Source organism: Pedobacter aquae (genome assembly GCF_008195825.1).
GTDB lineage: Bacteria > Bacteroidota > Bacteroidia > Sphingobacteriales > Sphingobacteriaceae > Pseudopedobacter > Pseudopedobacter aquae.
Genome location: NZ_CP043329.1, coordinates 2,462,807 through 2,487,900, shown reverse-complemented (window position 1 = coordinate 2,487,900; position 25,094 = coordinate 2,462,807). Strand labels below are relative to the sequence as shown.

General features: G+C 34.8%; 26 protein-coding genes, 10 tRNA genes and 1 pseudogene. 29 read left to right on the top strand and 8 right to left on the bottom strand.

Translation table 11 applies throughout. From position 1 onward, the window contains the following. Positions 1 to 237: 237 nt before the first annotated feature. Genes FYC62_RS17330 through FYC62_RS10985 form a run of 3 tightly spaced genes read left to right on the top strand, consistent with a single transcriptional unit; the run spans position 238 to position 2,256 of the window. Positions 238 to 579 carry a DNA cytosine methyltransferase gene (locus FYC62_RS17330; protein WP_205943713.1) on the top strand — a complete coding sequence of 114 codons (342 nt, stop codon included), beginning with the start codon at positions 238 to 240 and terminating at the stop codon, positions 577 to 579. Continuing rightward, positions 567 to 1,268, top strand: a complete 702-nt coding sequence (locus FYC62_RS17845) for a DNA cytosine methyltransferase (RefSeq protein ID WP_205943712.1) — start codon at positions 567 to 569, stop codon at positions 1,266 to 1,268. Before FYC62_RS17330 ends, FYC62_RS17845 begins: the two co-directional genes overlap by 13 nt. Further along, the gene (locus tag FYC62_RS10985; protein WP_149074951.1) at positions 1,243 to 2,256 is read left to right on the top strand and encodes a BsuBI/PstI family type II restriction endonuclease; all 1,014 of its coding nucleotides are present in this window, start codon (positions 1,243 to 1,245) and stop codon (positions 2,254 to 2,256) included. Before FYC62_RS17845 ends, FYC62_RS10985 begins: the two co-directional genes overlap by 26 nt. 162 nt (positions 2,257 to 2,418) lie before the next feature. Here the strand turns inward: FYC62_RS10985 and FYC62_RS10980 are convergent, their stop codons facing one another. The 4 genes from FYC62_RS10980 to ileS are packed head-to-tail and all read right to left on the bottom strand — an operon-like array spanning position 2,419 to position 7,513. Next, positions 2,419 to 3,111 (bottom strand): DUF2490 domain-containing protein, encoded by a 693-nt coding sequence (locus tag FYC62_RS10980; RefSeq protein ID WP_149074950.1) that lies wholly within the window; start codon positions 3,109 to 3,111, stop codon positions 2,419 to 2,421. 21 nt (positions 3,112 to 3,132) lie between these two features. Beyond that, positions 3,133 to 3,735 (bottom strand): lipoprotein signal peptidase, encoded by a 603-nt coding sequence (locus FYC62_RS10975; RefSeq protein WP_039451060.1) that lies wholly within the window; start codon positions 3,733 to 3,735, stop codon positions 3,133 to 3,135. Then, positions 3,735 to 4,118 (bottom strand): TraR/DksA family transcriptional regulator, encoded by a 384-nt coding sequence (locus tag FYC62_RS10970; protein ID WP_039451058.1) that lies wholly within the window; start codon positions 4,116 to 4,118, stop codon positions 3,735 to 3,737. Before FYC62_RS10970 ends, FYC62_RS10975 begins: the two co-directional genes overlap by 1 nt. Positions 4,119 to 4,120: 2 nt before the next feature. Further along, positions 4,121 to 7,513: an isoleucine--tRNA ligase gene (gene ileS, locus FYC62_RS10965; RefSeq protein ID WP_149074949.1), complete on the bottom strand. Its 3,393-nt coding sequence runs from the start codon at positions 7,511 to 7,513 to the stop codon at positions 4,121 to 4,123. Between the two features lie 118 nt (positions 7,514 to 7,631). On the opposite strand from ileS, the gene FYC62_RS10960 reads away from it, so the two are divergent. From FYC62_RS10960 to FYC62_RS10930, 7 genes are all read left to right on the top strand, one after another. Continuing rightward, positions 7,632 to 7,823, top strand: coding sequence for a hypothetical protein (locus FYC62_RS10960; RefSeq protein ID WP_039451053.1), 192 nt, complete (start codon positions 7,632 to 7,634; stop codon positions 7,821 to 7,823). A 66-nt stretch (positions 7,824 to 7,889) separates the two neighbouring features. Continuing rightward, a complete protein-coding gene (porZ, locus tag FYC62_RS10955) occupies positions 7,890 to 10,124 on the top strand; it encodes a type IX secretion system anionic LPS delivery protein PorZ (protein WP_149074948.1) in 2,235 nt (744 codons plus the stop codon). Between the two features lies 1 nt (position 10,125). After that, a complete protein-coding gene (recO, locus tag FYC62_RS10950; RefSeq protein ID WP_039451048.1) occupies positions 10,126 to 10,851 on the top strand; it encodes a DNA repair protein RecO in 726 nt (241 codons plus the stop codon). A gap of 58 nt (positions 10,852 to 10,909) precedes the next feature. Next, positions 10,910 to 10,987 (top strand) — tRNA-Val (locus FYC62_RS10945). A 13-nt stretch (positions 10,988 to 11,000) separates the two neighbouring features. Beyond that, a tRNA-Val gene (locus FYC62_RS10940) sits at positions 11,001 to 11,075 on the top strand. Between the two features lie 316 nt (positions 11,076 to 11,391). Then, a complete protein-coding gene (locus FYC62_RS10935; RefSeq protein WP_149075904.1) occupies positions 11,392 to 11,661 on the top strand; it encodes a GIY-YIG nuclease family protein in 270 nt (89 codons plus the stop codon). Beyond that, positions 11,625 to 11,697, top strand: a tRNA-Ile gene (locus FYC62_RS10930). Before FYC62_RS10935 ends, FYC62_RS10930 begins: the two co-directional genes overlap by 37 nt. Positions 11,698 to 11,894: 197 nt before the next feature. Here the strand turns inward: FYC62_RS10930 and FYC62_RS10925 are convergent. Next, positions 11,895 to 12,794 (bottom strand): IS982 family transposase, encoded by a 900-nt coding sequence (locus FYC62_RS10925; protein WP_149073919.1) that lies wholly within the window; start codon positions 12,792 to 12,794, stop codon positions 11,895 to 11,897. A 126-nt stretch (positions 12,795 to 12,920) separates the two neighbouring features. Between FYC62_RS10925 and FYC62_RS10920 the strand changes: the two genes are divergently transcribed. The 14 genes from FYC62_RS10920 (at position 12,921) to FYC62_RS10855 (ending at position 15,374) form a co-directional block, all read left to right on the top strand. Beyond that, on the top strand, positions 12,921 to 13,190 hold the full coding sequence (locus FYC62_RS10920; protein WP_149075904.1) for a GIY-YIG nuclease family protein: 270 nt from the start codon (positions 12,921 to 12,923) through the stop codon (positions 13,188 to 13,190). Further along, positions 13,154 to 13,226 (top strand) — tRNA-Ile (locus FYC62_RS10915). The genes FYC62_RS10920 and FYC62_RS10915 overlap by 37 nt, the downstream gene beginning before the upstream one ends. Before the next feature lie 52 nt (positions 13,227 to 13,278). Then, positions 13,279 to 13,548, top strand: coding sequence for a GIY-YIG nuclease family protein (locus FYC62_RS10910; protein ID WP_149075904.1), 270 nt, complete (start codon positions 13,279 to 13,281; stop codon positions 13,546 to 13,548). After that, positions 13,512 to 13,584 (top strand) — tRNA-Ile (locus tag FYC62_RS10905). Before FYC62_RS10910 ends, FYC62_RS10905 begins: the two co-directional genes overlap by 37 nt. Positions 13,585 to 13,636: 52 nt before the next feature. Continuing rightward, positions 13,637 to 13,906 (top strand): GIY-YIG nuclease family protein, encoded by a 270-nt coding sequence (locus tag FYC62_RS10900; protein ID WP_149075904.1) that lies wholly within the window; start codon positions 13,637 to 13,639, stop codon positions 13,904 to 13,906. Next, a tRNA-Ile gene (locus tag FYC62_RS10895) sits at positions 13,870 to 13,942 on the top strand. The genes FYC62_RS10900 and FYC62_RS10895 overlap by 37 nt, the downstream gene beginning before the upstream one ends. Positions 13,943 to 13,994: 52 nt before the next feature. Continuing rightward, complete coding sequence (locus FYC62_RS10890; RefSeq protein WP_149075904.1) at positions 13,995 to 14,264, top strand: GIY-YIG nuclease family protein; 270 nt, start codon at positions 13,995 to 13,997, stop codon at positions 14,262 to 14,264. Then, positions 14,228 to 14,300 (top strand) — tRNA-Ile (locus FYC62_RS10885). The genes FYC62_RS10890 and FYC62_RS10885 overlap by 37 nt, the downstream gene beginning before the upstream one ends. Positions 14,301 to 14,352: 52 nt before the next feature. Continuing rightward, on the top strand, positions 14,353 to 14,622 hold the full coding sequence (locus FYC62_RS10880) for a GIY-YIG nuclease family protein (protein WP_149075904.1): 270 nt from the start codon (positions 14,353 to 14,355) through the stop codon (positions 14,620 to 14,622). Continuing rightward, positions 14,586 to 14,658 (top strand) — tRNA-Ile (locus FYC62_RS10875). Before FYC62_RS10880 ends, FYC62_RS10875 begins: the two co-directional genes overlap by 37 nt. Positions 14,659 to 14,710: 52 nt before the next feature. Then, positions 14,711 to 14,980 carry a GIY-YIG nuclease family protein gene (locus FYC62_RS10870; RefSeq protein ID WP_149075904.1) on the top strand — a complete coding sequence of 90 codons (270 nt, stop codon included), beginning with the start codon at positions 14,711 to 14,713 and terminating at the stop codon, positions 14,978 to 14,980. Continuing rightward, positions 14,944 to 15,016 (top strand) — tRNA-Ile (locus FYC62_RS10865). The genes FYC62_RS10870 and FYC62_RS10865 overlap by 37 nt, the downstream gene beginning before the upstream one ends. Before the next feature lie 52 nt (positions 15,017 to 15,068). After that, positions 15,069 to 15,338, top strand: coding sequence for a GIY-YIG nuclease family protein (locus FYC62_RS10860; protein ID WP_149075904.1), 270 nt, complete (start codon positions 15,069 to 15,071; stop codon positions 15,336 to 15,338). After that, positions 15,302 to 15,374, top strand: a tRNA-Ile gene (locus FYC62_RS10855). The genes FYC62_RS10860 and FYC62_RS10855 overlap by 37 nt, the downstream gene beginning before the upstream one ends. Positions 15,375 to 15,583: 209 nt before the next feature. Here FYC62_RS10855 and FYC62_RS10850 read toward each other — a convergent pair. Together FYC62_RS10850 and FYC62_RS10845 are read right to left on the bottom strand one after the other, a co-directional pair. After that, a complete protein-coding gene (locus FYC62_RS10850; protein ID WP_149074947.1) occupies positions 15,584 to 17,509 on the bottom strand; it encodes an LTA synthase family protein in 1,926 nt (641 codons plus the stop codon). A gap of 89 nt (positions 17,510 to 17,598) precedes the next feature. Beyond that, positions 17,599 to 19,230 (bottom strand): M1 family metallopeptidase, encoded by a 1,632-nt coding sequence (locus FYC62_RS10845; RefSeq protein WP_149074946.1) that lies wholly within the window; start codon positions 19,228 to 19,230, stop codon positions 17,599 to 17,601. Positions 19,231 to 19,323: 93 nt separating this feature from the next. Here FYC62_RS10845 and FYC62_RS10840 point away from each other — a divergent pair, with 93 nt between their 5' ends. Then, the gene (locus FYC62_RS10840) at positions 19,324 to 20,493 is read left to right on the top strand and encodes a hypothetical protein (protein ID WP_149074945.1); all 1,170 of its coding nucleotides are present in this window, start codon (positions 19,324 to 19,326) and stop codon (positions 20,491 to 20,493) included. Here FYC62_RS10840 and FYC62_RS10835 read toward each other — a convergent pair. Beyond that, a complete protein-coding gene (locus FYC62_RS10835) occupies positions 20,468 to 21,262 on the bottom strand; it encodes an ion transporter (RefSeq protein ID WP_149074944.1) in 795 nt (264 codons plus the stop codon). The genes FYC62_RS10840 and FYC62_RS10835 overlap by 26 nt on opposite strands. Before the next feature lie 125 nt (positions 21,263 to 21,387). On the opposite strand from FYC62_RS10835, the pseudogene lpdA reads away from it, so the two are divergent. The 4 genes and pseudogenes from lpdA to FYC62_RS10815 all read left to right on the top strand — a co-directional run bounded on the left by lpdA (position 21,388) and on the right by FYC62_RS10815 (position 25,090). Beyond that, positions 21,388 to 22,790: pseudogene (gene lpdA, locus FYC62_RS10830) on the top strand (dihydrolipoyl dehydrogenase). An 81-nt stretch (positions 22,791 to 22,871) separates the two neighbouring features. Then, positions 22,872 to 23,306, top strand: coding sequence for a sterol desaturase family protein (locus FYC62_RS10825; protein ID WP_149074943.1), 435 nt, complete (start codon positions 22,872 to 22,874; stop codon positions 23,304 to 23,306). 32 nt (positions 23,307 to 23,338) lie between these two features. Next, a complete protein-coding gene (gene murB, locus FYC62_RS10820; protein ID WP_149074942.1) occupies positions 23,339 to 24,355 on the top strand; it encodes a UDP-N-acetylmuramate dehydrogenase in 1,017 nt (338 codons plus the stop codon). Between the two features lie 204 nt (positions 24,356 to 24,559). Further along, positions 24,560 to 25,090, top strand: coding sequence for an RNA polymerase sigma factor (locus FYC62_RS10815; RefSeq protein WP_026903286.1), 531 nt, complete (start codon positions 24,560 to 24,562; stop codon positions 25,088 to 25,090). The last annotated feature ends 4 nt before the right edge of the window (positions 25,091 to 25,094 follow it).

Sequence of the window (25,094 nt, the reverse complement as noted above, 5' to 3'; positions counted from 1 at the left end):
CTGTGGATGAAGTTTTTATGATAGGTGTAAAAAGAAAGAGGCTCAAAAATCATATTTGTCACATTGAGTGTACCTTCGTTGTCATCCTGAGCGAAGTCGAAATGGTCTCTGATATGCTTAAAAAAGGCTTCGACTCCACTGCTTGACACAAAATTGTGATTTGAGACAGCCTCATTCTATAATTTACCACCAATGTTAAGAAACCGTGAAAACAACAAAAATTTGTAACTTAGAAGTATGGAATATTGGGAAGAAATAAATATTAAACTAAAGCCTTGGATTGACACTGATTTGGATAAAACAGTAGTTGACCTTTTTGCAGGTTGCGGTGGACTTTCCCTTGGTTTTGAAGCTAATGGGTTTAAAACTATTGGCTATGAAATGGACGAGCAAGCAACAAACACATACAACAAAAATTTAATTGGAGAGTGCTTCAATGAAAAGTTAACAGTTGAAACAAAATACCCGAAAGCCGATATTGTGATTGGTGGCCCACCTTGTCAACCTTTTAGCGTTGGTGGGAAACAACTTGGCTTAAAAGATTCAAGAGACGGTTTCCCGATTTTTTGTCAGCAATAAGACAGCTTGACCCAGAGGTATTGCTTTTTGAAAATGTTAGGGGAATGCTTTATAAAAACAAATGGTATTTAAAAGAAGTAATAGAAGAACTTGAGAGTTTAGGATATTCTATAAACTATTCACTTTTAAATGCCGTTAACTTTGAAGTTCCACAAAATAGAGAACGTGTCATAGTTATTGGTTCTAAACAGAAAATCAATCTTCCTAGAAAAATTAACCGAAAAGTAACCGCAGGTCAAGCATTAGGAGAACTGCCATTTCAATTTAACGAAGATTCTAAATTTTTTACTGAATCTATGGACAGGTATGTTGCTAACTATGAAAAAGCATCAAAATGTATTAATCCAAGAGATTTGTACTTACACAAGCCAGCAAGAACTTTGACTTGTAGGAATTTAGCAGGTGCAACGGGAGATATGCACCGAGTAAAATTAAAAGATGGTCGTAGACGTAGAATTACAGTTCGTGAAGCCGCAAGACTTCAAAGTTTTCCTGATTGGTTTGAATTTTCAGGTACAGAAACTCATAAATATAATCAAATTGGCAATGCTGTTGCTCCAAACTTCGCATATCATTTAGCATTAAATATCAAAAATCACCTAATAGGAGAATTAGAAAACAAATATATCATCACAGAAGACGAACAACTTAAATTATTTGAAAATGAAGCAGTATATCAGTCCCGATAAATCAAAAACTTTTAGCGAAAAAACACCTCAAGTTCAGGAACTGATAAATACAACGCTTTACATTCTTGATACTTTTGGAATTCCTTTAAATGCAACACCAAGAAGATTGGAAAGAATGGCAATTACGTTTTTAGCAAGTGGCGACATTAAAAAAGTTGCTGACTTTAAAAAAGTAAAAGATTTGAATAGTGGACACGCTCTCAAGACAAGAGATATAATTATATACGTCAATAATCATTTTGGGGAAAATATAAGTTCAGGTTCTTATGATGATATCCGCAGAAAGGATTTAAAACTTCTTACTATTGCAGAAGTAATCTTACAATCAAGCCCTAATTCTGCGACCAACGATTCAACACGTGGCTATTCAATCAATCCAACCTATGCTGAACTTATAAGAAATTTCGGCTCAAAAGGGTGGGAGAAAATGGTCTTTGAGCAATTGAAAAATATCGAACCTTTAAGTAAAAAACTGAAAAAGGAGAGAGAAATCGCAAAAGTAAATGTTACACTACCTTCTGGCGGTGAATTGACTTTTTCCACAGGTGAACATAATGATTTACAAAAAGCGATTATTGAAGATTTCTTGCCAAGATATGGACACGGTGCAGAAGTGCTTTATGTGGGAGATACTTCTGACAAATATCTTTACCTTGAAAAAGAGAAACTTGAAGAACTGAATTTCTTTGAAATTTCTCACGAAGAGTTACCAGATGTAATTGCTTACTCAAAGAATAAGAATTGGCTATACTTGATAGAAGCTGTTCACTCTTCGGGTCCAATAAGCGAGCTTAGGTTGATCCAACTTCAAAAGCTTACTAAGGACTGCAAAGCTGACATTGTTTATATAACTGCATTTTTGAATAGACCGAAGTTTAGGCAATTTATCACCGACATTGCTTGGGAAACAGAAGTTTGGATTGCAGATAACCCCGATCATTTAGTTCACTTCAATGGAGATAAATTTCTTGGCCCATACAAAAGGTAATGAAGAAACACTAGGATTAACATCAGATCTATACACAAGCAAGAGCTTCCAACCTCTTTGGACAGAAAAGTACCAAATTTAAAGTTCAGTTCTTCTCAGGATGTTTAGTGGTTAAAATCCTTACCCGCGTATAGTATAGCTGAGAACGGTTGTTCTTAAATATTAAAATCTTGTATATAATGCTACTTGGAAGATGTTGTTATTGGTATTTACAACAGCACCTTTGATAGATTGATTAAGATAGCCTGCTTCTAAATCCATTTTTGGATTTAGCCTATAACCTGCGGCTAAATACAACCTGTTTTGATCAAATAAATGACCGTTAGGTTGGTTTTGGATGCTTAAGAAAACCTCATTTTGTAAAGCAACAAAAGCACCTTTACTAAATGCAGGTGTACTTTGCTTTTGTAGTGGGATAACACTTCTAAAGAAGTAGCGTAGCCTTTGTGAAAAAGCATCATCACCATTAGCTTGGTTAATAAACCTTTGCTCTAATCTAAAACGATGGGTTAAAGGAATTTTGCCTAATTTGTAAGTAACTACAAATTGCTCCCAAATTCGACTTTCCGTTAGCGCATCTGCGCCGGGTTGGTCGCTAATAATTAAAGCATAACCAACTGTTGCATTTAGCTTATCGTTAATAAAATAAGTAAAACCAGGTCTTATTAGGATATTTCTTACATATGCTAAATCATCTGCAGAACGCACCTGAAAATCAAAATGTAAACCTGTTTTTTTAGAAAATTTTTGGCTATGAAACCAAGCTGCCCAACCAGATTGTTGGTTAACCGTTTGTGCTGTTGCCGCTAATGATAAAGTAGTGGCTGCTAAAAAGAGTAAAATATGTTTCTTCATGGATGTAATTAATGTTTTTTTTTAATCTTCAATTACTTCACTATTGGTGCTTGGCGCTTCTACAATCTCTTCTTTAAAGTAAACTTTCTGATAAATCAATATCAAAATAACACCTACAGATATAGCTGCATCAGCGATGTTGAATACTGGTCTGAAGAAAATGAAGTCTTCGCCGCCCCATACAGGTAACCACTCTGGGAAAACACCTGTAAAAATAGGGAAGTAAAACATATCAACCACACGACCATGAAAAAGTTTTTCATATCCGTAAATAAGACCATAAAAAACAGAATCTATAATATTACCCAATGCTCCGGCAAAAATAAGAGATACATTAAGGATTAAACCTCTATGATATTTGTGCTTTATTAAGTGGTGTAAGCCATAGCCTATACCTATAACAGCAATAATTCTGAATAGAGAAAGCGCTAATTTACCTAGCTCACCGCCAAACTCCATTCCAAAGGCCATTCCGTTATTTTCTGTGAAATGGATAATGAAAAAGTCTTGAATAATCTGAAATTCTTGACCAATGTACATATTGGTTTTAATCCAGGTTTTTAAAACTTGATCGGTAAGAAGTACCAGTATAATTAAAAATACAGGCTTTGTATAACCTTTCATTAATTCTGTTTTAATTTAGCTTCCATACTTAAAGTAGCGTGTGGAACAGCTTTTAAGCGCTCTTTTTGTATCAATTTCCCTGTTTCTCTGCATATACCGTAAGTTTTATTTTCTATTCTTACTAAAGCAGCTTCTAGGTTTTCTATAAACTTTTTCTGACGAGCAGCAAGCTGGTTAATTTGCTCTTTTTCTAGAGTTGCAGAACCATCTTCCAAAGTTTTGTAAGTGCCAGCCGTATCGTCTGTACCATTTACATTTGGATTACTTAAAGAGCCTGCAAGCATGGCCAACTCTTCCTTAGCACTATTTAATTTTGCTGTTATGAGTTCTTTAAATTCTTGTAACTCAGAATCAGAGTAGCGGGTTTTATTATTAGTCTCCATGTTTAGTTCTTTTTTAGTGAGATTAAAATATTAGTTTCTTCTATTTCAATGGTGTCTCCACCTGTTAATTCATCGCTTAATATTAAAGACTCAGCAAGGGTCTCCTCACAAATATATAATAAATTGCTACTAACAGCATCCGTAATAATAGGGAGCTTTTGTAGTGTAACACTTATCTTATCTGTAACCTCAAAACCTTTGTCTTTTCTTAAGTTTTGTATTCTGTTGATGACCTCTCTGGCAATACCTTCTTCTTTTAAGCTTTGGGTAATGGTAATATCTAAAGCTACAGTTAAACGACCTAGATTGGTAACCTGCCAGCCTGGTACGTCTTCCGCAATAATCTCTACATCTTCAACAGCAATTGTAAATGTTTGTTCTTCTACTTTAAACGTAATATTTCTATTTGTTTCTAAAGTTTGAATTTGCTCATCATTTAAAGCAGTTAAGAAATTTCCTACAGCTTTCATGCTCTTACCAACTTTTGGTCCAAGTGCTTTAAAGTTTGGTTTTATTTTCTTTTTAATGATGCCCGCCGTATCTGTAATGAATTCAATTTCTTTGATATTGGTCTCAGAAAGAATGAGTTCTCTTACTTTTTCTACTTTTTGCTGGAAACTTTGATCTAGTACTGGTAATAATATTTTACTAAGCGGTTGTCTTACATTAATGCCTACTTTTTTACGCAGTGATAATATCATGGATGAAATATCTTGCGCTAGTTGCATTCTTTCTTCTAAATCTTTATCCACCAACTTAGCCTGGTAAACAGGGAAATCTGTTAAATGTACAGATGCTACTTGCTCTTTCTGAGTGATGCTATTTAAATCATTAAATAACCTGTCTGAGAAGAAAGGAGCTATGGGCGACATTAGTTTAGACACTCCAATTAAACAGGTGTATAAAGTTTGGTATGCCGATATTTTATCGGCTGTATAATCGCCTTTCCAGAAACGGCGACGACTTAAACGTACAAACCAGTTACTTAAATGCTCATCAACAAAGTTTTGGATGGCTCTTGCTGCTTTTGTAGGTTCAAAATCCTCATAAAACTCGTCTACCTCTTTAGTTAAGGTGTTTAATAAAGAGATGATCCAACGGTCTATTTCTGGGCGATTAGCAATTTCTTCTTCTGCGTATTTAAAACCATCTATATTGGCATAGAGAGCAAAAAACGCATAAGTATTATAAAGGGTACCGAAGAACTTACGACGAACCTCATCTAAACCATCTAAATTAAATTTTAAGTTATCCCAAGGTGATGCATTGCTAATCATGTACCAGCGTGTAGCATCAGCGCCATAGGTTTCTATGGTGCTAAAAGGATCTACCGCATTACCTAACCTTTTAGACATTTTATTGCCGTTTTTATCTAATACCAAACCATTAGAAATTACATTTTTGAATGCAATGCCTTGGTTAGCATTTTTGATATTTACGGCTTTTATATCATCGCTGGTTTCGCTTAATAAAGTGGCAATAGTGTGCAAGGTAAAAAACCATCCACGGGTTTGGTCTACACCTTCAGCAATAAAATCTGCTGGATAAGCTTTCTCAAATTCTTCTTTATTTTCAAACGGATAATGCCATTGTGCATAAGGCATAGCTCCAGAATCAAACCAAACATCTATTAAATCTGGCTCGCGGAACATTTTTTTACCTGTTGAAGAAACAAGAATTACATCATCAACAAAAGGACGGTGCATATCTTGTAAAGAAAAGCCTTCTGGCATGAAACCAGCTTTTATAGCTTTTTCTATTTCTATATTTAGCTCCGCAACAGCGCCAATACAAATTTCTTCAGTCCCGTCTTCCGTTCTCCAAATTGGTAGAGGCGTTCCCCAATATCTAGAACGAGATAAATTCCAATCCACTAAATTCTCTAGCCAATTACCAAATCTTCCTGTCCCGGTACTTTCTGGTTTCCAGTTAATGGTTTTATTAAGGGCTACCAGTTTTTCTTTAACGGCAGTGGTTTTAATAAACCAGCTATCCAAAGGGTAATAAAGTACGGGTTTATCTGTTCTCCAGCAATGTGGGTAACTGTGTTCGTACTTTTTAACATCAAAAGCTTTGTTTTCTTCTTTAAGTTTTATGGCAATTAAAACATCTGTTGGCTTAAAATCAGCAGCTTTACGCTCTTCATCGCTATAATATTCTTCTTTTACATATTTGCCTGCAAAATCTGTTACTTCATCAACAAACTTACCTTGTTTGTTTACCAGTGGGAATTCGTTTCCTTTTTCATCGGTCACCATAACAGATGGTACGCCATTCTCTTTGGCAACCCTAAAGTCATCAGCACCATAAACAGAGGCTGTGTGTACAATACCAGTACCATCTTCGGTAGTAACAAAATCTCCACCTATCACACGGAAAGCATTGGCCTCTAAGTTTTCATTGCTTACATAAGGCATCAGTTGGAAGTAGCGTAAGCCTAAAAGTTCTTTACCTGTAAACTCGGCCGCAATTTCCCAAGGGATTAATTTATCACCAGCTTTATAATCCTGAAAAGATAAATTTTGCGCTTCGGCTTTAAAATGTTTAGCTATTAAATCTTTAGCCAAAATTACGCTTACCGGAAGGTGAGTGTATTGGTTAAAGGTTTTGATTTTTACATATGTGATTTTCTCGCCAACAGCCAAAGCACAGTTAGACGGTAAAGTCCATGGCGTGGTTGTCCAAGCGATAATGGTGGTATCTTCTTCCTCAGTTTCAAAAAGTTTTGAAATTAGCGGATGAACCTGATTTTTCTTTAATCTAAACTGCGCAACAATAGAAGTATCCTTAACATCACGATAAGTGCCCGGTTGGTTTAACTCATGTGAGCTTAAGCCGGTACCAGCAGCAGGTGAGTAGGGTTGTACTGTATAGCCTTTGTATAAGAAACCTTTACTGTGTAATTGTTTTAAAATCCACCAAAGGCTTTCTATATATTCGTTTTCGTAAGTAATGTATGGGTTCTCTAGATCAACCCAATAGCCCATTTTTTCGGTAAGATCATTCCATACATCGGTATATTTCATCACCTCTTTTCGGCAAGCATCATTATACTCTTGTACAGTAATTTTTTTACCAATATCTTCTTTGGTGATTCCTAAAGATTTTTCGACAGCTAGCTCAATAGGTAAACCATGCGTATCCCAACCACCTTTTCTTTTAACCTGAAAACCTTTTAAAGTTTTATATCGGCAAAAAATATCTTTAATAGAACGAGCCATAACATGGTGAATACCAGGCATTCCGTTGGCAGACGGCGGACCTTCGTAAAATGTGTATGGTTTAGAAGCCGGGCGATTGCCTATACTTTTTTCAAAAATATGATTGCTCTTCCAGCTTTCTAATACTTCTTTGCCTATTTGTGATAAGTTAAGTTGCTTATATTCTTTGTACATCAGCGCTTTGTCTCCAAAATTAAGGATGCAAATTTAGGCATTTAGATGCTTAAATAGTAATAGAAAGAGAAAAACAAAAGCTGGTTTGAAAATTGTATTACAATTGTTAAAAAAGCTTATGTTAAAAAGGTCAATTTACGCATTAAGATATTCGGCAATTATAGTAGCTGCCAGTATCTTGTTATACTTGTTTAATCCAGATTTTGGCAAGTATATTTTAGGTTTTGGTTTAATAAGTTTAGCCATAGCAACCGTCTTGTATATTGTTTTTATGTTTAAAAGATACGGCGAGAAAAAGCCTATTTCTTAATTTTAGTAACAATAAAGTCCCTAGGTTTTTGCGCTTTAAGCGATAAGCCTTAATTTGGGGCTATAAATGAAAATCAAGCTTATTTTTTTATTTCTCTTTGTTGGTAAAGTTGTATGTGCACAGCAGCTTGGTATTGGCCAATGGCAAGTTTATTTACCTTTTTTTAATGCTTCTAGTGTTGATATAAATGAGGATGAAGCTTTTTGTGCCACTAGCGGCGGGCTTTCTACGCTAGATAGAAACACCAAAGAAGTACAAAAATTTTCTGTTTTAGATGGCTTTGCTAGTAGTGATGTTAAACTTGTTAAATGGAATGTAAGTGCAAAACAACTTTTAATAGTTTATCAAAACTCAAATATTGATGTTTTAGATAAAGGTAAACTTTATAACCTACCAGAGATTTTTAATCGTAATAATTTAGGAAGAAAAAATATTAATGCGGTTTTCTTTAAGCAAGAATTGGCTTATTTAAGTACTGCATTTGGTGTAGTGGTTTATAATCTTGCTAGAAAAGAAGTTAGAGAGACTTACTTTTTTACAGAAAATGCTGCGCCTCTTGAAGTTTTTGAAACCGTTATTCTGGGCGATAAAATATTTGCAGCAACCTCCGCAGGTATTTATGAAGCCAATACCAATGATTTATTGATAGATTTTAGAAGATGGCGTAAGCATGCTGTAAATCAGTTATATCCCGGTGGAGTTTGTAACGCTATAGTAGATTTTAACGGAAAACTTTACGGCTTATTTAACAATCAGATTTATGTTTTTGAGAATAATCAATGGCTTTTATCTTCCATTTTTGGTGTTGATGTTAAACGCTTAAAAGTAGTTAATAATAGGTTTATCACCATAGCTCCCTTTAGGGTAATTATTTACGATAGTCAGTTTAACCAACTCAAAAACATCCAAAACACCAATGTTTTTAATAGCGTTAGTGATGTTACTTTGCTGGGTGAGGAAGTTTTAATAGCAGACAGTAAAATTGGCTTAGTTGGTTTTAAAGCAGATGCAAGTATTGTAAATTATACGCCTGCAGGTCCTCAAACCAAAATTGTTAAAGATTTATCATCATTAAACCAACAATTAGCAATTGCGCCTGGCGGTTTTAGTGATACCTACTCGCCTTTATTTCAAAATTTAGGTTTTACAGAGTTTAAAAAGGGCGAGTGGAGGAATTATAGCGAGCAATCAAACTCATTTTTAGCGCCTATTAGAGATATTACGGTTGTACATCAATCATCCAATAAAACCTATTTAGGTTCTTTTGTTAATGGCTTATTGGTTAAAGAAGGAGATAATTTTAACCTTTTTAACAGCGCAAATAGCAGCTTACAAAGCACTATGGGCGATGCTGCTACTACAAGAGTTTCTGGTATTGCAGAAGACCAGAGGGGTAATATTTGGGTAAGTCAGTTTGGAGTTAGCAGTCCTTTATCTCTTTTAAAGAAGGATGGTACATGGCAGGCTTTTTCTTTTCAGGATGTTTTGCCGGGTTCTTTTATTGAGGCTAAAGGTTTATTGGTAGATGATGCATCCCAGAAATGGTTGATGATTAGAAATAGGGGCTTATTGATATTTAATGGCTCGCAAGCTAGAATGCTAGGTTTTGGAACTAATTTATTGCCTGGGACCGATGTTTTAAGTATCAAAAAAGACCTAAAAGGCGCTTTGTGGGTAGGTACAGATAGGGGAGTAGCCTTTATTGAAAGTCCTGAAGATGCCTTTAGTAATGTAGAGGTAGAAATTCCAACACTTACAGAAAATGGTTTTATAAGACCAGTTTTAAGTCAGGAGCAGATAAATTGTATAGCTATAGATGGTGCAAACCGTAAATGGATAGGTACAAACAATGGGGTTTGGCTTTTTGATGAAGCTTTGCGAAAACAAATCTTAAATTTTAATACCAGTAATAGCCCTTTAATGAGCAACCGTATTTTAGATATTGAGGTAGAAGCCGAAAGTGGAGAAGTGTTTTTTGCAACCGAAGGTGGTTTAATGTCTTACCGTGGCGATGCTACTGCGGCATCAGCAAAACTTTCTGGAATTACGGTTTACCCAAATCCGGTAAGACCGGGATATACAGGCTTAATCGCTATAAAAGGATTAACAGAGCAAGCCAGAATTAAAATAACAGATATTAGTGGGGCCTTAGTTTACCAAACCGTAGCAAAAGGTGGTTTGGCAACATGGGATGGCCGTACGTTTAACGGAGATGCGGTTTCTTCTGGTGTATATCTTATTTTAATTGTTGCAGAAGATGGCACAGATACCGCCATTTCTAAATTGATGATGGTAAGATAATATGATTCATAAGACTAGAGGTATCGTTTTAAAAGTTACAGATTATTCTGAGAGTAGTGTTGTGGCCAGAATTTTTACCGAAAAATTCGGCTTGCAATCTTACATGATTAATGGGGTAAAAAAGGCCAAGTCTAAAGTGAAGATGAATATGTTGCAGCCTTTACACCTCTTAGACATGGTAGTTTATCATAAACCTAATGGTGGTATTCAGAAGATTTCAGACATCAGGAGCATGCCAATGCTGCATCATATTCCTTATGATATTGTGAAGAGTTCTATCGCTATTTTTATCAATGAGATTTTATATAAATCCTTAAGACAGCAAACAGATGATGAAGTGCTTTTCGAGTTTGTTTTTAAATCTATAGAGCTTTTAGATGCTGCGGATGAATCTACAGCTAATTTCCATCTTGTTTTTTTAGTGAAATTAACCAGGTTTTTAGGGTTTTACCCCGATACCAGTTATGCCGATACCAGTAATTACTTCGATTTAAAGAATGGTATTTTTAGTAAGCAGCAGCCCAACCATTTATTATACATCACCAATGATGATTTACAAAACTTTATTTTATTGCTAAGATGTTCTTTAGAAAATTATCAGGAACTTAAAATCACCCATAAGAGCCGTAAGTTTTTGATAGAGAAGCTGATTGACTATTACAGTTTGCATATAGATGACTTTGGGCAGGTAAAATCACATGCTATTTTGGAAGAAGTTTTAGGATAATTTCAAATTTATTTTGCTTTTCTCGAATAAGAGTTTACTTTTGCAGTCCCAAAGATTTGGAGGATTAGCTCAGCTGGTTCAGAGCACCTGCCTTACAAGCAGGGGGTCACTGGTTCGAACCCAGTATCCTCCACCAATAAATCAAAGATGGGAGATTAGCTCAGCTGGTTCAGAGCACCTGCCTTACAAGCAGGGGGTCACTGGTTCGAACCCAGTATCTCCCACACAGAAAGCCCGATGGAAATTGGGCTTTTTTGGTTTTAATATTTTAGGTAATAAGTGGTATTTATGGTGGATTTTCAGAGCATCCCGATATATAATCGGGAGGGTCACTGGTTCGAACCCAGTATCTCCCACACAGAAAGCCCGATGGAAATTGGGCTTTTTTGGTTTTAATATTTTAGGTAATAAGTGGTATTTATGGTGGATTTTCAGAGCATCCCGATATATAATCGGGAGGGTCACTGGTTCGAACCCAGTATCTCCCACACAAAAAGCCCGATGGAAATTGGGCTTTTTTGGTTTTAATTCTTATCTAATATGTATTTCGTTTACATCATCTACTCAAGTTTAAGAAATATATTTTATGTTGGATCAACTTCCGATATAAAATCCAGAATAGAGAAACATAATACTAATCATAAAGGTTTTACCGGTAAAGTAGGTGATTGGAAGTTGGTATTTCAAGAAATTTATGAAACTAAAGACGCTGCTATAAAAAGAGAGAAGCAGATTAAGTCGTGGAAAAGTAGGAAGCTAATCATGAAACTTGTAGAAAGCTCAGCTGGTTCAGAGCATCCCGATATATAATCGGGAGGGTCACTGGTTCGAACCCAGTATCTCCCACACAAAAAGCCCGATGGAAATTGGGCTTTTTTGGTTTTAATATTTTAGATAATAAGTGGTATTTATGGTGGATTTTCAGAGCATCCCGATATATAATCGGGAGGGTCACTGGTTCGAACCCAGTATCTCCCACACAAAAAGCCCGATGGAAATTGGGCTTTTTTGATTTTAATTCTTATCTAATAACCTGAGTTCGATTATAAAAATAGGCTCACCTGCGAGGTTTTTTGTACTTCATATTTGATAGCCGGTTTTTTAGGAAAGAAGCTGTAAGCGATTAGTCCTGATAAAATATTAGTCAAAAAATTACCAAAAGAGCGATGTCTTGAATGCTCAATCTGGCACATATTTTTTAATTCATCATTGATGGTTTCAATCACCGAGCGCTTTCTTAGCATAATTTTATCTTTCAATTCCATTAAACAATTCTTCATATTGTTTCTGATGTTGGTAATTAGATGTAATCCGTCCACAAACAGCATGTGGGTCAGTTCTTTGGATAAGTATCCTTTATCGGCATATAGCTTACCCTTGACAGCCTGGATAAACCGTTCATTTTTAAGCGGTTCTCTGTCATCTACATTGCCTTGGGTAATGACAAAGTTTAGAATTTCACCCTTGTCATTAATAATTAGATGAAGCTTAAACCCAAAGAAATACCCCATGGTCGATTTACCTACGGTAGCAATATCCTTGAATACCCGATTGCGTTTGATACGTTTGTTCTTACATACCCGGATAGGAGTAGAATCAACAAAAGAGATCCCTGTGCATTCGCCCAGGCACATCGTTTTAAGAAAGATTGTCATGGGTAAAACGGCTGATTGCATCAGCTCTGTAAATCGATTATAGGAAACCGTTTGAGGAAATTCTGATAGCAGATGTTTCTGAACATACTGCTGGTAAAAGTGCTTCATGTTTCTAAAACTGCCCGAGTGAAAAAGAACCATTAAGGTAATGACTTCGCTATCAGACATCAGGGGCTTCCTTTTCGGAATGTTTCCTATCCTAAAAGAGCTAATATTGGCTGTAAAATGATTGCAAAACTCATCTGTTAAATAGAAAATTTCAGTAACTTTATCAATGGTAATATTCATGTTTTGTTTATCTATATACTTAAATTTCAGATACTTAAATATATAAAACACAACTGAATATTACCTCTTTATTCCTAAGATTTATTTATCATTTATCCTTTTATTATTAATCGAACTCAGGTTAATATGTATTTCGTTTACATCATCTACTCAAGTTTAAGAAATATATTTTATGTTGGATCAACTTCCGATATAAAATCCAGAATAGAGAAACATAATACTAATCATAAAGGTTTTACCGGTAAAGTAGGTGATTGGAAGTTGGTATTTCAAGAAATTTATGAAACTAAAGACGCTGCTATAAAAAGAGAGAAGCAGATTAAGTCGTGGAAAAGTAGGAAGCTAATCATGAAACTTGTAGAAAGCTCAGCTGGTTCAGAGCATCCCGATATATAATCGGGAGGGTCACTGGTTCGAACCCAGTATCTCCCACACAAAAAGCCCGATGGAAATTGGGCTTTTTTGGTTTTAATTCTTATCTAATATGTATTTCGTTTACATCATCTACTCAAGTTTAAGAAATATATTTTATGTTGGATCAACTTCCGATATAAAATCCAGAATAGAGAAACATAATACTAATCATAAAGGTTTTACCGGTAAAGTAGGTGATTGGAAGTTGGTATTTCAAGAAATTTATGAAACTAAAGACGCTGCTATAAAAAGAGAGAAGCAGATTAAGTCGTGGAAAAGTAGGAAGCTAATCATGAAACTTGTAGAAAGCTCAGCTGGTTCAGAGCATCCCGATATATAATCGGGAGGGTCACTGGTTCGAACCCAGTATCTCCCACACAAAAAGCCCGATGGAAATTGGGCTTTTTTGGTTTTAATTCTTATCTAATATGTATTTCGTTTACATCATCTACTCAAGTTTAAGAAATATATTTTATGTTGGATCAACTTCCGATATAAAATCCAGAATAGAGAAACATAATACTAATCATAAAGGTTTTACCGGTAAAGTAGGTGATTGGAAGTTGGTATTTCAAGAAATTTATGAAACTAAAGACGCTGCTATAAAAAGAGAGAAGCAGATTAAGTCGTGGAAAAGTAGGAAGCTAATCATGAAACTTGTAGAAAGCTCAGCTGGTTCAGAGCATCCCGATATATAATCGGGAGGGTCACTGGTTCGAACCCAGTATCTCCCACACAAAAAGCCCGATGGAAATTGGGCTTTTTTGGTTTTAATTCTTATCTAATATGTATTTCGTTTACATCATCTACTCAAGTTTAAGAAATATATTTTATGTTGGATCAACTTCCGATATAAAATCCAGAATAGAGAAACATAATACTAATCATAAAGGTTTTACCGGTAAAGTAGGTGATTGGAAGTTGGTATTTCAAGAAATTTATGAAACTAAAGACGCTGCTATAAAAAGAGAGAAGCAGATTAAGTCGTGGAAAAGTAGGAAGCTAATCATGAAACTTGTAGAAAGCTCAGCTGGTTCAGAGCATCCCGATATATAATCGGGAGGGTCACTGGTTCGAACCCAGTATCTCCCACACAAAAAGCCCGATGGAAATTGGGCTTTTTTGGTTTTAATTCTTATCTAATATGTATTTCGTTTACATCATCTACTCAAGTTTAAGAAATATATTTTATGTTGGATCAACTTCCGATATAAAATCCAGAATAGAGAAACATAATACTAATCATAAAGGTTTTACCGGTAAAGTAGGTGATTGGAAGTTGGTATTTCAAGAAATTTATGAAACTAAAGACGCTGCTATAAAAAGAGAGAAGCAGATTAAGTCGTGGAAAAGTAGGAAGCTAATCATGAAACTTGTAGAAAGCTCAGCTGGTTCAGAGCATCCCGATATATAATCGGGAGGGTCACTGGTTCGAACCCAGTATCTCCCACACAAAAAGCCCGATGGAAATTGGGCTTTTTTGGTTTTAATTCTTATCTAATATGTATTTCGTTTACATCATCTACTCAAGTTTAAGAAATATATTTTATGTTGGATCAACTTCCGATATAAAATCCAGAATAGAGAAACATAATACTAATCATAAAGGTTTTACCGGTAAAGTAGGTGATTGGAAGTTGGTATTTCAAGAAATTTATGAAACTAAAGACGCTGCTATAAAAAGAGAGAAGCAGATTAAGTCGTGGAAAAGTAGGAAGCTAATCATGAAACTTGTAGAAAGCTCAGCTGGTTCAGAGCATCCCGATATATAATCGGGAGGGTCACTGGTTCGAACCCAGTATCTCCCACACAAAAAGCCCGATGGAAATTGGGCTTTTTTGGTTTTAATTCTTATCTAATATGTATTTCGTTTACATCATCTACTCAAGTTTAAGAAATATATTTTATGTTGGATCAACTTCCGATATAAAATCCAGAATAGAGAAACATAATACTAATCATAAAGGTTTTACCGGTAAAGTAGGTGATTGGAAGTTGGTATTTCAAGAAATTTATGAAACTAAAGACGCTGCTATAAAAAGAGAGAAGCAGATTAAGTCGTGGAAAAGTAGGAAGCTAATCATGAAACTTGTAGAAAGCTCAGCTGGTTCAGAGCATCCCGATATATAATCGGGAGGGTCACTGGTTCGAACCCAGTATCTCCCACACAGAAAGCCCGATGGAAATTGGGCTTTTTTGGTTTTAATATTTTAGATAATAAGTGGTATTTATGGTGGATTTTCAGAGCATCCCGATATATAATCGGGAGGGTCACTGGTTCGAACCCAGTATCTCCCACACAGAAAGCCCGATGGAAATTGGGCTTTTTTGGTTTTAATATTTCTTACTCATATAAAGAATTGAACGGATTTTTCTCAATCAACCGTTAAACTATTCCCAATCATATTTTTATTATACTGCTGTATAAAAGCTTTCAAATAAGTTTCTAATTCTTGTTTTTCTTGTGGATGACTTTTGCCAATTTCTGCTTTTAATAAAACATCATTTTTATAATTGTAAAGTTTACTGCTTTCTTCATTGTATTTCAATACATACTGGTCTTTAATAATTTCGTAGTTGCCATCAATAGTATTAACGATAAAATGATTTTTTTGAGGCTGAAGCATATCATGGCCAAAAGCAAAATAAGCTTTATCAAAATTTAGATAATTTAAAATGGTAGGGGCTATATCTATTTGCTGTACCGGATAATCTCGTACACCTTTTAAATCGCCGCTTGGGTCAAAAATAATGATGGGAACTGCAAAAGCACCTAAGGATGTTTGATATTCTGGATGACTGGCCAAGGTAGAATGGTCTGCCGTAATGATGAATAATGTGTTTTTATACCACTCACTTTTAGCAACCGTTTTAAAAAACTTTCGTAAAGCCATATCCGTATAGCCTACATTTTGATGAATGGGTAAAGTACCTTTTGGGAATTTACCTTCATAAGCAGCAGGCAATTTAAATGGATGATGCGATGAAAGCGTAAATACACTCGTGAAAAAAGGTTGTTTAAAGGTATTGATGTTTTTTGCCCAATATTGTAAAAAAGGCTCATCCCAAATGCCCCAAATACCGTCAAAATCATCATCATGAGCATATTCTGATTTCCCAAAATAGTGTTTAATACCAGCCATTTTAATATAAGAGCTAAAGCCCATAGAGCCATTTGGGGCGCCATGAAAAAAAGAAGTATGATAGCCTTTTTCGGCTAGTAAGCCACCTAAGCTATTTATTCTGTTTCCAGAATAATAAGATAATACAAAAGGCTCATTTATACCCGGTATGCTAGATATAACAGATGGCAGCCCTTCTATAGATTTTCTACCGTTAGCATAAGCATTGGTAAAGCACAAAGAATGCCTTGCCAAAGAGTCTAAAAAAGGAGTATAGCCTTTGTATTTCCCTCCGTCTAACTGAGGATTAAAAAAGCCTATATACTCTCTACTAAAGCTTTCTAAAATAATAACAACAACATTTTTGGGTTTAAACTTTTGGTTTAAAATAGGTCGTTTAATAGGGTTATATAAACTATCTGCTACCGCTTTAGAAAAGAAGTTTTGCTCTTTTAAAGGTTTTGTTTTTAATGTTCTGATAATAGAAAATGGTGTATTGATAACAATATTAATTTCAGAGGGGTCTTGTACATATTCCCCCGCATTACTTAGGGTAATAGGCCGAGTGCTATGTCTAAAACCACCACGCATACCTGCTATAGAAAACCATATGATTAGCAACATCATAACTGCTGCGCTGCTTCCATAAATAGTTGTATTCTTTATTTTAGGCTTTTTTATGGGGATTTGCTTATAAGTCCAATACATCGCATAAAGGCAAAGCGCAAATAATAATGTGGTATACCAATAATCAATAAAAATAAATTTTAAGGCAAGTGTTCCTAAGTTTTGCTCATTAGAAAACTGCGAAAACATGCTAAAAGTGCTACGTTTTAAGGTAAAGGGGAAATAGGCAATATCTCCGATATTAAAAGCTAAGCCCAAACCATTAGAAAAGAAGAAAATGCCTGCAAATATTTTTTGATATCTTTTACTGTATCTAACTTTTAAAGGGATAATTTGACTGGCTATGAAAAGAAGATTTAGATAAATAATTGCACTAATATCAAACTTTAAGCCCCCATACAAAAGCATTAAAAAATGAGAAAAATTAAATTCTGGAAAAGAAGAAGCATTGAAAATATAAAATGCTATCCTACAAATAGCATATAAGACCACTATAATAAATAGCCTTAGTAGTAAAGAGAAATATATATTTCCTCTTAAAAATTTTAACATATGAAAAGCCCCAAATAATTAACAAATATAATATTAACTATATTTTCATTGATGCTTTTTAAATAATTTAAAATTAAATAAGATTTAAATCATATTTTTTTGATGGCGATGTAATAATTAGCATCAACCATAAAAGTAGAGCCCGGTATATTTTGCCAACTTGAAGTAGGCTTAAGTTTTAAGATTTTGTGGTTGATGTTTACTTGCAAAGGCATGTTAAAATCAGCTACATCACATTTCCAACGATAGCTGAAACCCTTTTTTTCTTTCTTAAGTTCTAGTACAGGGATATTCTTATATTCAAGATATTGTTGGAATATTGGAGTAAAATTAATTTTAGTTTTTTGGTTAATGTAATCGATAACGTCTTTTCCGGTGACGGTTTTTAAAGCAAAATCTCTATTTAAGCCTATCAATAACTCACGCCATAAAGTATCATTATTAACAATGGTTCTTAAAGTATGCAACATATTAGCACCTTTATAATACATGTCTCCAGAGCCTTCTTGGTTTACGCCATAAGGTCCAACAATAGGTTTATCATTTTGGATGTTATTTCTTAAGCCTAGCACATATTCAGCCCCAGCTTTTTTACCATAATGATATTCTATAAATAAGCTTTCCGCGTAATTGGTGAAACTTTCGTGTACCCACATATCGGCAATATCTTTGGTGGTGATATTGTTACCAAACCACTCATGTCCGGCCTCATGTACAATAATAAAATCCCACTTTAATCCCCAGCCAGTACCTGATAAATCTCTACCTAAATACCCTTTTTTAAACTGGTTACCATAAGCAATAGCACTTTGGTGCTCCATACCCAAATAAGGCGTTTCTATTAACTTAAAACCATCTTTGTAGAAAGGATAAGGTCCAAACCAATGTTCAAAAGCTTGTAGCATTCTTTTAACATCATTATCGAAATGCGTTTTGGCAGTTTCTTGATGTTCTGGTAAAACATAATAATCAAGACTAAGATTACCTTTTAAACCTTTATAAATATCATTAAAATGAACATAATTGGTTGCGTTTACCGCTACATTATAGTTGTTAATGGGCGCACTCACAAACCAATGATAAGTTTTATAACCATCCGGAAGAGTTTCTACTGAGCGTAACCTGCCATTAGAAACATTTATGATAGACTCTGGAACGCTAATGCTCATCCATATACTATCTGCTTCATCTGCTTGTTGGTCTTTATTAGGCCACCAGCTACTAGCACCTAAACCTTGGCAAGAGGTAGCAATCCAATCTTTATCTTGATGTTTGGTAAATGTAAAGCCTCCATCCCAAGGTGCATTTTTAGCTATTTTAGGTTTCCCCTGATAAAAAACTTCAAATTGTTGTTTGCTATTTTTTTTGATACTATCCGGGAAGCTTACAAAAACTGCATTGTAGGTTCTTGTAAAATCCAAAGCTTGTCCTTTGTAAATCACTTTATCTATTTGCAGGTTTTCAAATAAATCAAACTGTAAAGTTTTGAAATCTTTGGTAGCTGTGAACTGAAAAATATTACTGCCTTTAATGGTCTGATTGGCTATATCTATTTTCACTTTTAGATGATAAAAGTTAACATCGTAACAAGTTCTGTAGGGGCTGTGGATATTACCTCTTAAAGAGTCGGCCAAGGTAGTTTTATGGGTGTTTAAAAGCTGACTGTAAGTGCTTATTGATAAAAGAAGAAACACGAAAGAGATTATATTTTTAAGTATCATAGAAAAATTTAGGCTATTTTAATGGTTGATTTAAACATCCAAAAACGTATTTTTAAAAAATCTGTTATTCGAATTAGCTTTTACAAATTTTAAATGAAGATACTTAAAGTAGAGGATAAAGCCACGCAAAAAGCATTTTTAGAGTTACCTGTACACCTCTATAAAGCCGACAAAAATTTTATAAGACCTTTAGATAAGGATATAAAAATGGTTTTTGATGAGAAACGCAATAAGTATTTTAGACATGGTAGTTGCATCCGTTTTATTTTGCAAGATGATGCCGGTAAAACTATTGGTAGAATTGCTGCTTTCATCAACAGAAAAACTTTAAACAGTTTTGACCAACCCACCGGCGGCTTAGGTTTTTTTGAATGTGTAAACGATAAAAAAGCGGCTTTTTTGCTTTTTGATACCGCCAAAGCTTGGCTTGCAGCGCAAGGAATAGAAGCTATGGATGGGCCCATAAATTTTGGTGATAGAGATAAATGGTGGGGATTATTGGTAGATGGTTTTTACGAACCTTGTTATTGTTGTAATTATAACCCGCCTTATTATCAACAGCTTTTTGAAGATTATGGCTTTGAAGTTTACTTTAAACAATACACTTATTACCGCAAAATAGCACAAGAATTAGCTGCTAACTATGCTGATAAAGCCGAACATATTTTAAGTAACCCCGATTATACTTTTGAGCATTTGAAGCTTTCTAACCTAGCTAAGTATATAGAAGATTTTAGGTTGGTTTATAACAGGGCTTGGGTAAAGCATAAAGGTGTAAAGGAAATGAGTACCCAACAAGCCCGAGCCATTATGTTGCAGCTTAAACCTATTTTAGATGAAAAAATTGTTTGGTATACCTATTATAAAGGTGAGTGCATTGGCTTTTTTGTAAATACTCCAGAGCTTAACCAACTTTTTGTAAAGCATGTTAACGGTAAGTTAGATTGGATAGGAAAAATCAAATTCCTATATCATAAATGGAGAAAAACTGCTAAAACCATGTATGGGATTGTTTTCGGAATTGTGCCAGAGCATCAGAAAAAAGGCGTGGAAGTAGCTATGATTGTAAGAGCCGCAGAAACTATTCAAGACAAGGATAAAGTTATATACGAAGATTTTCAGATGAATTGGATAGGTGATTTTAACCCTAAAATGATGAACGTTGCCGAGCAAATTGGAGGTAAAATTTATAAAACTCATCACACCTACAGATATTTATTTGATAGAGAGAAAGAGTTTAAGAGGCATCCGGTAATTGTGTAATTTCTTTACCACATTGGCTACAGAAATTAGCGCTAATAGGGTTTTCTGTACTGCAATTACCGCAAACTTTACTTTTATTTTTAGATAGCTCAACCGTAATGATACCCGTTGGAACGGCAATAATAGCATAGCCCATAATCATCGCCAAAGAAGAAAGAAATTTACCTAATACAGTTTGTGGTACTATATCTCCAAAACCTACTGTTGTTACCGTTACTATTGCCCAGTAAATGCTTTGTGGGATACTGGTAAAATTGTTTTCACTACCTTCAATCACATACATTAGGGTGCCTAAAATGGTAACCATGGTAAGTACCGTCATTAAAAAAACACTTATTTTATAGGAACTGGCTTTTAAAGCGTTAAAAAGCATTTGTGCTTCGCGGTTAAAGCGTACCAATTTTAAGATTCTAAAAACTCTTAATAATCTAAATATCCTTACAGTAAGCAGATAATGGTATCCAGCAAAAAATAAATCAAAATAGGTTGGGATAATAGAAAGTAAATCTACCAAGCCCCAAAAACTAAATATATAACGAAATGGTTTTGGCGATGTCCATATCCTCAAGATGTATTCTATAGAAAACAAAATGGTTAAAACCCACTCTATGGTATAAAATTCTTTAAAAAAAGCCTCATGTACTTCGGGGATACTTTCTATAATAACAATCACCACACTAAACAAAATCATCCAAAGTAAAGCTATATCAAATGCCCTTCCGGCTTTAGTATCGTGTTCGAAAATGATGTTATAAAGACGTTTTTTCATTATTTAAAAATAGGAATTAAAATGTAACAATAAACAAGCCTTAATGGTTAATCAAAATAATTGAAAAGAAGCTTGCCAGAAGGCAAATAGAATCGTTAATTTAGCCCAAACAAAAAATTAAAAAGATGCAATACGACGTTATCGTAATAGGTTCTGGTCCGGGCGGTTATGTAGCCGCTATCCGTTGTGCCCAATTGGGAATGAAGACCGCTATTGTAGAGAAATATTCAACCTTTGGAGGTACTTGCTTAAACGTAGGTTGTATCCCATCAAAGGCTTTGTTAGACTCATCAGAACATTACCATAATGCAACCCATACCTTTGCAGAACATGGTATTGATGTGAAAGATGTAAAAGTAAACATCAAACAAATGATCAAAAGGAAAAATGAAGTAGTAGAGCAAACTACTGCTGGTATTACTTTCCTGATGAAAAAAATAAGATAGATACCTATGAGGGTTTAGGTTCTTTTAAAGATAAAAACACCATTAAAATTGCTTTAGCAAAAGGTGGCGAGCAAGAAATTACAGGCAAAAATGTCATCATAGCAACAGGTTCTAAGCCAACAGAACTACCTTTCTTAAAAACTGATGGCAAGCGTATTATTACGTCTACCGAAGCCTTAAATTTAACAGAAGTGCCGAAGCATTTAATCTTAATTGGAGGTGGTGTTATTGGTTTAGAGTTAGGTTCGGTTTACGCCCGTTTAGGTGCTGAAGTTACGGTGGTAGAGTTTGCTTCATCTATTATCCCAACTATGGATAGTACCATGGGTAAAGAGCTACAAAAATCTTTAGCAAAGATAGGGGTTAAGTTTTTACTCAGTCATAAAGTTACAGGTGCCGAGGTAAAAGGTAAAAAAGTAACCGTTACCGCTGATTCTCCAAAAGGTGAAAAAGTAGTTTTAGAAGGCGATTACTGCTTAGTTGCAGTTGGTAGAACTGCTTATACCGAAGGTTTAGGTTTAGATAAAATAGGTATTACTGTAGAGGAAAGAGGCAAGAAAATCCCTGTAAACGAACATCTTGAAACTTCTGTTAAAGGTATTTATGCCATTGGTGATGTTATTAAAGGTGCTATGCTGGCACACAAAGCCGAGGAAGAAGGTACTTTTGTTGCCGAAGTTATTGCCGGACAAAAACCGCATATCAACTATAATTTAATACCAGGTGTGGTTTACACATGGCCAGAAGTTGCCTCTGTTGGTTATACCGAAGAGCAATTGAAAGAACAAGGCAAGAAATATAAAGTGGGTTCTTTCCCTTTCAAAGCAAGTGGAAGAGCAAGAGCCAGTATGGATACCGATGGCTTAGTGAAAGTATTGGCTGATGCCACGACTGATGAGATTTTAGGTGTACATATGATTGGGCCACGTACTGCCGATATGATTGCAGAGGCCGTTGTAGCTATGGAGTTTAGAGCAAGTGCAGAGGATATTGGTAGAATAAGCCACGCTCACCCAACTTTTACAGAATCTTTCAAAGAAGCTGCTTTAGCTGCTACTGATAATAGAGCGATACATATATAATGTTGAGGGAATGAATGAGAGAAGGATTGATTTAATTATTCTCTCATTCAAAAATCAATCCTTCAAAAATCCATTCTAATTATGCTAGTAAATATTCTCATTATTTTAGGAACCTTAATAGGGATGGAGTTAGTTTCTTGGGCTTTGCATAAATACTTATTTCACGGTCCGCTTTGGTTTGTTCACAAAACACACCACCAACAAAGACATGGTTTTTTTGAGTTAAATGATGTTTTTAGTTTAGGTTTTGGGATATTAGCCTGCTGGCTGATGTTTGATAACCAAACAACATTAAACTATAAATTTTGGATAGGTGTAGGTATATCTATATATGGTATTATCTATTTTATTTTTCACGATTGGTTTATTCACAATCGTTTTAAAGCTTTTAAAACAGAGAATGTTTATTTAAAAGGTATCAGAAGAGCGCACAAAATACATCATAAATCAACAGAAAAAACACCTTCAGAAGAATTTGGCTTACTTTGGGCATCCAGAAAATATTTTAAAAGCTAGTCGTCATTTCAGAACATCAATTTAATTTCACCATGTTACAAATTCATCAAAATGTTTCTTTAAAAAATTTCAATACCTTTCAAATTGAGGTTTTTGCTAAATATTTTGTTGAAATATGTATAGAGGATGAACTAGTAGAGCTGTTTCTAGACCCAAAATGGCATCAAACCCCACGTTTGGTAATGGGCGGTGGCAGCAATATGTTATTAACACAAGATTTTGATGGTTTAGTCATCAGGATCAATATCAGAGGGATAGCGCATCGCATCAATCATCAAGAAGTGGTGGTAGAAGCTGGTGCTGGTGAGGTTTGGAATGATTTTGTGAATTATTGTGTGCATTGGGGGTTTGCAGGAGTAGAGAATTTAAGCCTCATACCCGGTTCTGTAGGTGCTTCGCCTATCCAAAATATTGGTGCTTATGGTGTAGAGCTTAAAGATGTATTTGAAAGTTGTAAAGCTTTTGAAATTGCTACAGGCACTTTTAAGTATTTTACCCATGAAGATTGCAAATTCGCATATCGCGAAAGCGTTTTTAAACAAGCTTTAAAGGGGCAATACATTATATGTAGCGTAAAGTTTAAACTGTCTTTAATTCCTCAAATTAATATCAGCTATGGCGCCATCCAAACCGAATTAACAAAGAGAAATATTACGCATCCTGCTTTAAGTGATGTTTCTAAAGTAGTATCTGAAATTAGGGTGTCTAAACTGCCAGACCCATCTACTATTGGTAATGCAGGCTCTTTTTTTAAAAATCCTATCATTACAAAGGATCAATTTGACCTATTACATAAACAGTTTCCAGAAATAGTGTACTTTTTAGTACCCAATAACCAAGTAAAATTAGCCGCTGGTTGGTTAATAGAGCAATGTGGCTTTAAAGGCAAAGTAGTTGGCCATACTGGTACATGGCACCAGCAAGCTTTAGTAATAGTAAACCACGGTGGCGCAACAGGAAAAGAAGTTTATGATTTTTCTACCTCCATCATAAATTCTGTTCAACAGAAGTTTGGCCTTGTCTTAGAACGCGAAGTAAACGTCTTTTAACTAAGGTATGTAATTTTTTTACTACCCATTATTAGATTAAAATCCTGAAAACCTTATTTATACGCCTTTGGTCTAACTTTTGATGCCGGAAAAGTGTTGCAACATATTGTTTAATTTTTTTGACAAAAAACTTAAACAAAATTTGCAGATTATAAATTTTAATCACTAAGTTTGTTTAGGTATTAATCATAAAAGTTAAACAAAATGACTAAGATAGAATTTAACACCCTAGTAATGCGCCAAGCATCATCACTTAAAATGTATGCCTTACATTTTACACATGATGCTGATGATGCCAATGATTTGGTACAGGATACTATGTTAAAGGCAATTACCTATTATAATAAATTTAAAGAAGGAACAAACTTAAAAGGATGGTTATACACCATTATGAAGAATACCTTCATTAACAATTATCGTAGGTTTGTGAAGATTAATACTTTTGTAACCAAAACAGATGAGATTTCATCTTCGCAGTTATCTTACTCTGCAACTGTAAACGGAGGAGAGCCAAAGTTTGTGATGGATGATATTAAAAAAGCACTATCTAAACTACAGGAAGAGTATTATGTGCCTTTCACCATGTACTTTGAAGGTTATAAATACCACGAAATTGCAGACCATTTAGCTATACCAATTGGTACAGTAAAAACCAGAATACACGTAGCAAGAAAATTGCTTAAGAAAAGCTTGAAAGCTTATGACCGTAAAACTTCTGAGGCTGTTGCAGCCTAAGAAG

What these genes read in the sequence shown, in the direction of transcription:
- FYC62_RS17330 (WP_205943713.1), top strand. Translation starts at nt 238, where the DNA reads ATGGAATATTGGGAAGAAATAAATATTAAACTAAAGCCTTGGATTGAC.
- FYC62_RS10985 (WP_149074951.1), top strand. Translation starts at nt 1,243, where the DNA reads ATGAAGCAGTATATCAGTCCCGATAAATCAAAAACTTTTAGCGAAAAA.
- FYC62_RS10980 (WP_149074950.1), bottom strand. Translation starts at nt 3,111, where the DNA reads ATGAAGAAACATATTTTACTCTTTTTAGCAGCCACTACTTTATCATTA.
- FYC62_RS10975 (WP_039451060.1), bottom strand. Translation starts at nt 3,735, where the DNA reads ATGAAAGGTTATACAAAGCCTGTATTTTTAATTATACTGGTACTTCTT.
- FYC62_RS10970 (WP_039451058.1), bottom strand. Translation starts at nt 4,118, where the DNA reads ATGGAGACTAATAATAAAACCCGCTACTCTGATTCTGAGTTACAAGAA.
- ileS (WP_149074949.1), bottom strand. Translation starts at nt 7,513, where the DNA reads ATGTACAAAGAATATAAGCAACTTAACTTATCACAAATAGGCAAAGAA.
- FYC62_RS10960 (WP_039451053.1), top strand. Translation starts at nt 7,632, where the DNA reads ATGTTAAAAAGGTCAATTTACGCATTAAGATATTCGGCAATTATAGTA.
- porZ (WP_149074948.1), top strand. Translation starts at nt 7,890, where the DNA reads ATGAAAATCAAGCTTATTTTTTTATTTCTCTTTGTTGGTAAAGTTGTA.
- recO (WP_039451048.1), top strand. Translation starts at nt 10,126, where the DNA reads ATGATTCATAAGACTAGAGGTATCGTTTTAAAAGTTACAGATTATTCT.
- FYC62_RS10935 (WP_149075904.1), top strand. Translation starts at nt 11,392, where the DNA reads ATGTATTTCGTTTACATCATCTACTCAAGTTTAAGAAATATATTTTAT.
- FYC62_RS10925 (WP_149073919.1), bottom strand. Translation starts at nt 12,794, where the DNA reads ATGAATATTACCATTGATAAAGTTACTGAAATTTTCTATTTAACAGAT.
- FYC62_RS10920 (WP_149075904.1), top strand. Translation starts at nt 12,921, where the DNA reads ATGTATTTCGTTTACATCATCTACTCAAGTTTAAGAAATATATTTTAT.
- FYC62_RS10910 (WP_149075904.1), top strand. Translation starts at nt 13,279, where the DNA reads ATGTATTTCGTTTACATCATCTACTCAAGTTTAAGAAATATATTTTAT.
- FYC62_RS10900 (WP_149075904.1), top strand. Translation starts at nt 13,637, where the DNA reads ATGTATTTCGTTTACATCATCTACTCAAGTTTAAGAAATATATTTTAT.
- FYC62_RS10890 (WP_149075904.1), top strand. Translation starts at nt 13,995, where the DNA reads ATGTATTTCGTTTACATCATCTACTCAAGTTTAAGAAATATATTTTAT.
- FYC62_RS10880 (WP_149075904.1), top strand. Translation starts at nt 14,353, where the DNA reads ATGTATTTCGTTTACATCATCTACTCAAGTTTAAGAAATATATTTTAT.
- FYC62_RS10870 (WP_149075904.1), top strand. Translation starts at nt 14,711, where the DNA reads ATGTATTTCGTTTACATCATCTACTCAAGTTTAAGAAATATATTTTAT.
- FYC62_RS10860 (WP_149075904.1), top strand. Translation starts at nt 15,069, where the DNA reads ATGTATTTCGTTTACATCATCTACTCAAGTTTAAGAAATATATTTTAT.
- FYC62_RS10850 (WP_149074947.1), bottom strand. Translation starts at nt 17,509, where the DNA reads ATGTTAAAATTTTTAAGAGGAAATATATATTTCTCTTTACTACTAAGG.
- FYC62_RS10845 (WP_149074946.1), bottom strand. Translation starts at nt 19,230, where the DNA reads ATGATACTTAAAAATATAATCTCTTTCGTGTTTCTTCTTTTATCAATA.
- FYC62_RS10840 (WP_149074945.1), top strand. Translation starts at nt 19,324, where the DNA reads ATGAAGATACTTAAAGTAGAGGATAAAGCCACGCAAAAAGCATTTTTA.
- FYC62_RS10835 (WP_149074944.1), bottom strand. Translation starts at nt 21,262, where the DNA reads ATGAAAAAACGTCTTTATAACATCATTTTCGAACACGATACTAAAGCC.
- FYC62_RS10825 (WP_149074943.1), top strand. Translation starts at nt 22,872, where the DNA reads ATGCTAGTAAATATTCTCATTATTTTAGGAACCTTAATAGGGATGGAG.
- murB (WP_149074942.1), top strand. Translation starts at nt 23,339, where the DNA reads ATGTTACAAATTCATCAAAATGTTTCTTTAAAAAATTTCAATACCTTT.
- FYC62_RS10815 (WP_026903286.1), top strand. Translation starts at nt 24,560, where the DNA reads ATGACTAAGATAGAATTTAACACCCTAGTAATGCGCCAAGCATCATCA.